General features: G+C 61.5%; 5 protein-coding genes and 3 pseudogenes. 3 read left to right on the top strand and 5 right to left on the bottom strand.

Annotation, left to right across the window (positions count from 1 at the left end; all coding sequences use genetic code 11):
• The 3 genes and pseudogenes from AWC25_RS26315 to AWC25_RS00755 all read right to left on the bottom strand — a co-directional run.
• Nucleotides 1-1,046 (bottom strand): annotated as a pseudogene (locus AWC25_RS26315) (hypothetical protein); the annotation flags it as partial.
• Between the two features lie 19 nt (nucleotides 1,047-1,065).
• A complete protein-coding gene (locus tag AWC25_RS26310; RefSeq protein ID WP_211281005.1) occupies nucleotides 1,066-1,383 on the bottom strand; it encodes a hypothetical protein in 318 nt (105 codons plus the stop codon).
• A 528-nt stretch (nucleotides 1,384-1,911) separates the two neighbouring features.
• Nucleotides 1,912-3,420 carry a GMC family oxidoreductase gene (locus tag AWC25_RS00755; RefSeq protein ID WP_069402643.1) on the bottom strand — a complete coding sequence of 503 codons (1,509 nt, stop codon included), beginning with the start codon at nucleotides 3,418-3,420 and terminating at the stop codon, nucleotides 1,912-1,914.
• 337 nt (nucleotides 3,421-3,757) lie between these two features.
• Between AWC25_RS00755 and AWC25_RS00750 the strand changes: the two genes are divergently transcribed.
• A complete protein-coding gene (locus AWC25_RS00750) occupies nucleotides 3,758-4,762 on the top strand; it encodes a helix-turn-helix domain-containing protein (RefSeq protein WP_158089716.1) in 1,005 nt (334 codons plus the stop codon).
• A gap of 347 nt (nucleotides 4,763-5,109) precedes the next feature.
• The gene (locus AWC25_RS00745) at nucleotides 5,110-6,123 is read left to right on the top strand and encodes a CobW family GTP-binding protein (protein ID WP_044506262.1); all 1,014 of its coding nucleotides are present in this window, start codon (nucleotides 5,110-5,112) and stop codon (nucleotides 6,121-6,123) included.
• A 124-nt stretch (nucleotides 6,124-6,247) separates the two neighbouring features.
• On the opposite strand, the gene AWC25_RS27630 is transcribed toward AWC25_RS00745, so the two are convergent.
• On the bottom strand, nucleotides 6,248-6,373 hold the full coding sequence (locus tag AWC25_RS27630; RefSeq protein WP_264033954.1) for a hypothetical protein: 126 nt from the start codon (nucleotides 6,371-6,373) through the stop codon (nucleotides 6,248-6,250).
• A 51-nt stretch (nucleotides 6,374-6,424) separates the two neighbouring features.
• Nucleotides 6,425-6,837 (bottom strand): annotated as a pseudogene (locus AWC25_RS00740) (transposase); the annotation flags it as partial.
• Between the two features lie 138 nt (nucleotides 6,838-6,975).
• On the opposite strand from AWC25_RS00740, the pseudogene AWC25_RS00735 reads away from it, so the two are divergent.
• Nucleotides 6,976-8,194, top strand: a pseudogene (locus AWC25_RS00735) (IS256 family transposase); the annotation flags it as partial.

Here is an 8,194-nt window from a genome sequence, read left to right as displayed (position 1 = left end):
CAGCGGCACTGACCGCCTAAACCATCAAGTCGAAGAATCACCCGACGGCCTCGTACACCACGTCCCTGGACTTGACCTGGCGGCGGCACAGCGAGGTTCGTCCCTACCCCGCCAGATCCACCGCTTGTGGCACCAGCAGGCGGTGGGGCCACATTCACCGGCGGTGGCGGTGTATTGGCGCCGGAGTTGTCTGGTGGTGGGGTGTTAGAGCCAGAGTTGTCCGGCGGCGGCGGCGCGTTAGACCCCGAATCGTCCGGCGGCGGCGGCGGTGCGTTGGACCCCGAATCGTCCGGCGGCGGCGGCGGTGTATTTGACCCTGAGTCGTCCGGCGGAGGTGGCGGGTCCGACAGCGAACTCATATCGGCTGCTGAAGAAGTTGGGAATCCGGGATTGTTACTGGCGATGCTTGTGATGTTCGGTGCATACACAGTGTTCATGACGTCTTGCGCAAAAGAGTTATAGGTCTGATTGATCAGATCTGCTTCGTGCGGCCATCGATTTAGCGAATCTTGGTAGCCGGCTTGGTTCGACACCAGATACCACCTGGTTTCAAAGACGGTACTCGCGAAGGCGTCAATCAGAAGACCTAGAGCATTTGCTCCCGAGGCCATCGAGGAAACGTCTGGAAGCGATTGGGTGATATTGGCGATGGCCGCATCATGTGTTTTTCCAACCCACTCGTTAAGTTGTTCTTGCGCCTCGAGCGCAGTTTGGAAATTATCTGACGCGGTAATGATGTTGCCAGCTATCTGCTGCCAGGATTGTCCGTTGCCGTTATCGAGTGTGCCGGATGCGTCCTCGAAATCATCCAACATCGACTTGAAGGTGACGCCGCTGAAATCTTCAATGGCAACACTGACCGGATCCGCGGTGGTTCCGCTGATATCCTGGAATTCGTTCTGTGTCGAAGACAGTGCGGTGACCTCAGAATTTGAAAGGGACTCCAAGACACCCCAATTGGCCCCGGCAGTATTGACGGGTAACTTACCCGCATTAATCATGTCATCGATTTGCTCGGCTGTCAGTGATTTCTTGTGGTGTGACATCAGCCCATCGTTCCTAGCACTATCCGGATTGCATGAGACGGCTGGTGGCCTTGCTTACGGTTGTTTCAAACTCGTCAAGATAATTTAAGTATTGTGTCATGGCTTGCACAATTCCAGTGAGGCCGCTGACGTCCAGGTCGAGGTTTTGTTTCGTCTGCATGGCAGATGGAAGTGACCCTGGATTGCCAAGCGATCCCATGTTGACCATATTGTTGAGTTCGTTTTGCAGTGCATTACGAAAGTTCGCCAGAATGCCGAGATAGGCCGCCTCTGTCTCGGGCGATAACTTCAGGTCAACCGGTCCATTGTCTTGCAATTGCTTCAGTTGGCTAGTCAAGTCACTGATGCTCGCCCCGCCGCCAGAAGCGCCGGTTGCGGCCGACCCGCCACTGGTCGAGGCGCCCCCATTCGAGCCACTGCCGCTGAACCCGCTGCTGCTAGAACTGCTGCTGTTAGTGCTGCTAGAACTGCTGCTGTTAGACCCGCTGTTCGCCATCAGTTCGCCTTCCTCACCAGATCGAATATGCCCGAGTGGCCCCGGGCGCTTGTCTTAGAACCGGCCTACGATGCCGTCGCTGCCTGTCGGCGCGGCGTTTGCTGATCGTCGTCGGGTCGGTGGCGAACACCATGCATGGAGCCGATTTGTTGATGGCTCCATTGCGGTGCGGCTTCGCCCTGGCCCCGTATTCCATCCCTTCTCTTGAGGATGCTTTTCAGATGTTCATTCCACGTCATCGGGAAGCGAATCCCACGTAATCGCAATGGCGCTGCCTATATTGCGAAAGCTGCCAGACCGCCATAACGCCTTCGTCATTAGTCGGGCACGTCGTCGGGCTCGAGAATTCTTCCCAGCCGTACAAGACCTCTACGTCGTGATCAAATCTGCTGCCCGTTCGGCAATGCCGTAAACAGTGGCATTCGTGTTGGCAGGAACAATGGAAGGCATGACGGATGCGTCGGCGACCCGCAGACCGCTGAGCCCGTGCACGCCTAAATCGGCGGGGTTAACAACCGACATAGGATCAAGTCCGAGTCGGCAGGTGCCGCTGTAGTGGAAATAAGTTCGTAGGCTGCGTTTGAGGTAGGCGTGCACGGCGTCGGCGTCTTGTGTTACGGGACCCGGCAGTGCCTCTCCTGATGTGTACGGCGCCAGCGCCGGTGATCGAGCGATGGTACGGGCCACTTCGAGCCCCGCCCTCATCGTTTTCACGTCTCGCTCGTCGCCAAGATAGTTGGGATTCACCAACGGCGCGGCGGTCGGATCCGCGCCAGCCAGTCTGATGGTGCCGCGACTGTATGGTGTCATCGCAGAGAATCCGATCGAATAGCCACTTTCGGGCACGGGCGCCCATGCTTGTGGCAACGGCAAGCTGATGAATTGGATATGCAAGTCGGGGATTGGGCCGGTGGTTATGGCTGAGATCAGCCCCAACACTTCACCCGGAGGATGCGGCGGATACACGGGAATAGCGGGGCCGTCCATTACGAGGGTGCACATCGGGTGGTCTTGCAGATTGCTGCCCACGCCCGGCAGGTCCGCGACGACATCGACGCCAACCTGGTGTAGGTGTCGCGCAGGACCAATCCCGGAGAGCAGCATGAGATGTGCCGTTCCAATGGCGCCAGCCGTCAACACGACTTCGCCGCCATCGGCGGCCAGAATCTGGTTGCCCGACGTGTAGTCGATTCCGACGCAACGGCCGGCGACAATACGCAGACGGCGGACGACCGCCTTCGCGACGACGGTCAGGTTGCTCCGGTGTAGGACCGGCCGAAGATATGCATCGGCCGCACTTTGTCGTCGGCCGTCGACGAGGTTGAGATCGCACCACCCAAAACCGGTTTCCAAGCCACCGCTGATATCAGACGCCCGGTGGTAACCCGCTTGTTCGGCTGCCTCGACGCACGCTTCGGCGAAGGGATGCGGCGGGTCTAACACGGACACCGTGAGTGCACCGCTGTCCCCGCGGATTGCGGGGTCGCGACCGATCGCCCGCTCACTGCGTCGAAAATGGGGAAGCAGGTCATCGAATCCCCAACCGTGAGCGCCCTCGTCGGCCCATGCGTCATAGCTGGCATGATGACCCCGGAGGAATAGCAAGCCGTTGACACTCGAAGACCCGCCCAAGGCACGTCCGCGGCGAAGCGTCACGCGACCTCCGGTCCCGGCTTGGGGCGTGGATTCGTCGGCCCAGAAATCCGAGGGGTCAAGCGTCAAAAATCCCCAAGGCGAGCTCATTCCATCGGTTGGTTCGCTTGCGCCGGCCTCAACGAGAAGAACCTGGATGTCTGGGTCTTCTGATAAACGCGCAGCGATGACGCAACCCGCGGTACCCCCACCAACGACGATGAAATCGTAAACCTGCGAACTCATAATGTTCGGTTTCCCTACCGTTCGTGTCGCGTCTGTGCGCCGCAGGCGCGGGCAAATTAGACGTCAGCACATCCATGCCGAGAGAGCACGTCGTAGGCCCACCGGCTCAACCAGGATCGCCCGACGCTGCCCGTCTCGCTAGAACCAGAACGCCACAGATATGGTCCGTTCGCGCCAATCGGCGGCACCAGGACCATTCCCACATCGTGATCACGACAATCGTGTGGACAGCACCTATCATGGGGTCGCGCCCCGGCCGATCCCCGTCCATGACATCGGGCTTGTGTGGCCAAATTCGAAGGCGCGTAGCAACGTTGGTTCATGTCGGCTACGACCGATGACGAAAGCGAAGGCCCCGATCGTGAGTACACCTTCCGTCGACAGTGTCGATTTTGCGGCCGCCAGCGACGAAGAGCGGCAATGCCAGATTGAACAGGCGGTTCGCCGCCATCTGCCGCGAAACTTCATTCACTGCCGGGAAGAATCAATCGGCTTCCGTGGACGAGTCGACACCTATGCGATCGCAGACCTCACTCTCGTCGACACCGCGGCCACGACGTTCGCCGCCCAACGTCTCCACCGTCAGAGCAGCGATTTAGCCGAGGACTACATCTGCGTGATGCATGTGCTCAAAGGCGAGAAGATAATGCGGATCGCTGACCGCGAGTACGATTTGCGCGCAGGCACCGTCCTAGCCTTCAGTAGTGACTCCGTAAACGGGGTCAAAGTGCCCGATCAAATGCTCAAAACCCAAATACTAATTCCCAGAGCAGGTCTGCAAGACCTTGGTGTGACCTGGCACCAGCGTGATGGCATCCAGCTGTGCTCCAGCAGTCCAGCGGTGCGGTTCTTGCTCTCTTATCTTGGCCTGGTCAGGCAGACGCTGTCAGAGTCGAGTGGGACGGGGCGATCCATTTGGGCAATGCGCAACGCCGCGGTCGAGCTGACAACGGCTGCGCTGTACGACGTGGAGTGCTGTCCGTCGTCCGTCTCCGTGCGGGATGCCGTGTATCGCGCCGCGCAACACTATGTCCATCGCCATCTGAGCGATCCCGCCCTGAGTCCGGCTCACGCAGCGGCCGCAACGCACGTTTCCGTACGCACGCTGCACCGCACTTTCAACGAGCGGGGTGAACCGTTCATGGACTATGTGCGCCGCATGCGTCTCGGCCGGGCGAGGCAAGACCTGCTATGCATGCCGCGAGGTGAAACCATCTCCGCTGTTGCGAATCGCTGGTGTTTCGCCGACGCCAGCCACTTCACCAGACGCTTCCAAGAGCTCTACGGGTACCTGCCCAAGGACATCGCTAGTCACGGGGATCTCGGGCACACCCTACGGTAACCCTCGGAGCGCAATGAGTTGCTCACTCGTGAGTAAGTGAGCGTGCGGGCAGCAAGGCACCGCCGCCCAGGTCGCCACCGGCCTGGTTCGGGCGGCCCGGCATATGTTGCGGTTCAACTGAGAGTGTCGTTGCCGCCCGTTGGCGGCCTGTGCTTACAACGTCGACAGGGGACTCGCGCTAGCCTGCCAACAACGGCACTGCCAAGTCGTCCGGGGCAACATATTAGACCCGCCCGATCGCGGCTTATTGAAAATCATTAGCATTAAGTGCTGCCCAGCCACGGCCACGTCCTCTTCCGGCATTGCCCGCCGGGATATCGGGAGCCGGTGAGACAGGAAGGACAAGTGTGCAAGCGATCCCTGTCATCTGCTTGACGGGCCATCTCGGCGCTGGCAAGACGAGTTTGCTCAACCACGTGCTGCGCACCCCGGGAGCGCGAATTGGGGTGGTCATCAACGACTTCGGCGAACTCAACGTAGACGCCATGCTGGTGACGGGACAGGTCGACGAGCCGGCGTCCATCGCCGGCGGTTGCATCTGCTGCCTGCCTGACGACGGGGGAATCGACGAAGCACTCACCAAGTTCGCCGATCCCCGGCTCAAATTGGATGCGGTGATCGTCGAGGCCAGCGGGCTAGCGGAGCCTGTCTCGCTTGCCCGGATCATTGGCTTCAGCGAGGTTCCTGGCGTGCGGTTCGGTGGACTCATCGATGTCATTGACGCAGCGGCACACTTCGAAACGGTCGACATCAGCCCTACGTCGCCGGCCCGCTACGGTGCGGCCTCTCTAGTCGTCGTCAACAAACTTGACCAACTCCCCCGCCGGGATCGCGTCGCGACCGTTGACCGCGTGGAACGACGTGTGCGGGAACGTAATCCACAGGCGACCGTTGTCGGCGCCATCCGTGGCCGCATCGACCCGGCGCTGCTCTACGACGTGGCGCAACCGCGCGAGGAACCGGGCCAACTCTCCTTGCGAGAACTGCTCGTCGATGCGACGGTCGGGCACGACCACTCACACGCCGACTCGGTGACGGCGACAAGCGATGGCGAAGTCGACCCGGGTGCGCTGATCGATCTGCTCGAGGATCCACCAGTCGGGGTGTACCGGCTCAAGGGTGCGGTAGCGGTGCGATACGGCGCAGCAACACACACCTACGCAATCAATCTGGTTGGTGGGGCGATACACATCGCTATCGCACCGCCCGGGATGTTTGCCAACTGCCTAGTTGCGATTGGGATGAACCTCGACACCTACGAGGTGCATGCCCGGCTTGATGCTACCTTGCGTCCGTTCGCCGGCCCGGCGACTCTCGCCGATATTCACCGCCTCCGACGCTATCGCCGGCGCCGCCTCTGATTTCACAATTTCCACACTCCCACGGCCGCAGTAGATTTCATCGCCGACGACATGGCAATGGTGGACGGCGTCGCCCGCTGGCGACCCTAACGCACAATGCGGCTGGGCGCCGTCCTCGCCGACACTAGAGATCGCTGAGTCGGCGTATCGGGTTGGCCAGGGCGCCCACGGACATGTCGGCGTTGGGTGCCAACAAGTCGAAGGCGTGCGGGCAGCCTGGGTAGAGATGGAGTTCGGTGGAGACGGTCAAGTCCAGGGACGTGGTGTACGAGGTCGTCGTGTGATTCTTCGTCGTGATGGTTTAGGCGGTTAGTGTCACGGGGGTGTCCTCCTGTTCTGTTGTTGCGCTGTGGTCGGCGCGTGATTTGCTGAGGACGTCGAGGCCGAGGTAGCGCCGGGATTCGGCCCATTCGTCGTGTTGTTCGGCTAGCACGGCTCCGACCAGGCGAGTGAGGGCGTTGCGGTCGGGGAAGATGCCGACGACGTCGGCGCGCCGGCGGATCTCTTTGTTGAGGCGCTCCTGGGGGTTGTTGGACCAGATCTGGCGCCAAATCTGTTTGGGAAAGCTGGTGAACGCCAGCAGATCCGGCCGGGCCGTTTCCAAGTGCTCGGCCACCGCAGAAACGTCAGCCAACCGGCGCCGTCCTCAGCGGTGGTGACATCGACGCCGAGGATCTCGCGGTAACCGTCGGCGTTGACACCGACCGCAATCAGGGCGGAGCAATGGTCAGAACCTGTGGATGAGCGTCGGCGTGGGGGCGTGAAAGTGGGCGCACCTTCCCGAGGATGATCTGAAAGTCCAGTGGTTCTGATCAAGACCGGCGTTGGCGCGCTGGTTGGGAAGGTACGCCCATGCTCACCGTAGTTCACGATGCCCAGCAGGCCAACGACAAGGCGGCCGGTGATCGGTCGTTGCTCGATGAGATCGTCCGTGATGGGGCCCGGCAGATGCTGGCTGCGGCGCTGCGGGCCGAGGTGGCTGCGTGTGGAGCAGTTCGCCGATCAGCTCGACGCCAACGGCCACCGGCTGGTGGTGCGCAACGGCTATCACCAGTCCCGCGAAGTGCTGACTGCGGCCGGCGCGGTTGAGGTCACCGCGCCGCGGGTCAACGACAAACGTGTCGACCCCGATACCGGTGAGCGGCAGCGGTTTTCCTCGGCGATCCTGCCGGCGTGGGCACGCAAGTCCCCGCAGATGAGCGAGGTGTTGCCGCTGCTGTACCTGCATGGCTTGTCCAGCGGCGACTTCGGTCCGGCTCTGGAGCAATTCCTTGGATCCGGGGCCGGACTGTCGGCGTCGACGATCACCCGCCTGACCGCGCAGTGGCAAGACGAAGCCGCCGCGTTCGGGCGCCGCGATTTGTCTGGCACCGATTACGTCTACCTGTGGGTCGACGGCATCCACCTCAAGGTCCGCCTGGAGAAGACCAAGCTGTGCCTGCTGGTGATGATCGGGGTGCGTGCTGATGGCCGCAAGGAACTGGTCGCGCTCACCGACGGGTACCGGGAGTCCACCGAGTCGTGGGCCGACCTGCTGCGCGACTGTCGCCGCCGCGGGATGACCGCCCCGGTGCTGGCCGTCGGCGACGGTGCCCTGGGCTTCTGGAAGGCCGTCCGCGAGGTGTTCTCGGTCACCAAGGAGCAGCGATGCTGGTTTCACAAACAAGCCAATGTCCTTGCTGCACTGCCGAAATCAGCGCACCCGGCGGCGTTGGCGGCGATCAAGGATATCTACAACGCCGAGGATATCGACAAGGCCCAGGTGGCGGTCAAAGCGTTCGAGGTCGACTTCGGCGCGAAGTACCCCAAGGCGGTCGCCAAGATCACCGACGACCTCGACACCCTGCTCGAGTTCTACAAGTACCCGGCCGAACATTGGATTCACCTGCGCACGACGAATCCGATCGAAAGCACTTTTGCCACCGTGCGGTTACGGACCAAGCTCACCAAGGGGCCAGGATCACGGGCGGCCGGTATTGCCATGGCCTACAAGCTGATCGACGCCGCCCAGGCCCGCTGGCGCGCCGTCAACGCCCCACACCTGGCCGCCCTGGTGCGCGCCGGCGCCGTC

It is taken from the genome of Mycobacterium sherrisii, from assembly GCF_002102355.1.
GTDB classification, from domain to species: Bacteria; Actinomycetota; Actinomycetes; order Mycobacteriales; family Mycobacteriaceae; genus Mycobacterium; species Mycobacterium sherrisii.
This window is presented reverse-complemented; position numbering and strand designations above follow the sequence as displayed.